This window comes from Mesorhizobium sp. M2A.F.Ca.ET.039.01.1.1 (assembly GCF_003998035.1).
In the GTDB taxonomy this organism is placed as follows: domain Bacteria; phylum Pseudomonadota; class Alphaproteobacteria; order Rhizobiales; family Rhizobiaceae; genus Mesorhizobium.
Genome location: NZ_RZRY01001594.1, coordinates 1 through 398 on the forward strand (window position 1 = coordinate 1; position 398 = coordinate 398).

Consider the following 398-nt stretch of genomic DNA (forward strand, 5'->3'; position numbering starts at 1 on the left):
GTGCCCCAGGGGCCGACCACATTCGGACCGCGGCGCAACTGCACCGCCGCCCAGATCTTGCGGTCGGCGTAGAGGATGTAGGCGACGAAGATCAGCAGCACGACGATCAGCACGACCGACTTCAGCAGGATCAGCAGCGCCGGCAGCACGTAGAAGGAGAAGAAGGTTTCCATGCTTATTCCGCCGCCTGCTTGAAGCCGCCCTTGGCCAGCGCCGAGCATTCCGCCATCACGGCAGAGGCTCGCGCGATCGGGTTGGTCAGATAGAAATCCTTCACCGGCGAGGTGAAGGTGCCCTTGTTCAGCCGGCCGCCGAGCTTCGCCACCTTGGCGATGTCGTCGGCGCTGCCGGCCAGAACCTGGTCGATGCGGGCAAGATGCGGATACTCGCCATAGAGC

At 64.1% G+C, this 398-nt stretch carries 1 protein-coding gene and 1 pseudogene; both read right to left on the reverse strand.

Annotated features, from left to right (window positions below; genetic code table 11):
* Window positions 1-173: NADH-quinone oxidoreductase subunit H (locus tag EOA24_RS41080; protein ID WP_189354741.1), on the reverse strand; the 173-nt coding region annotated here is incomplete at its 3' end.
* 2 nt (window positions 174-175) lie between these two features.
* Window positions 176-398: pseudogene (locus tag EOA24_RS41085) on the reverse strand (NADH-quinone oxidoreductase subunit G); the annotation flags it as partial.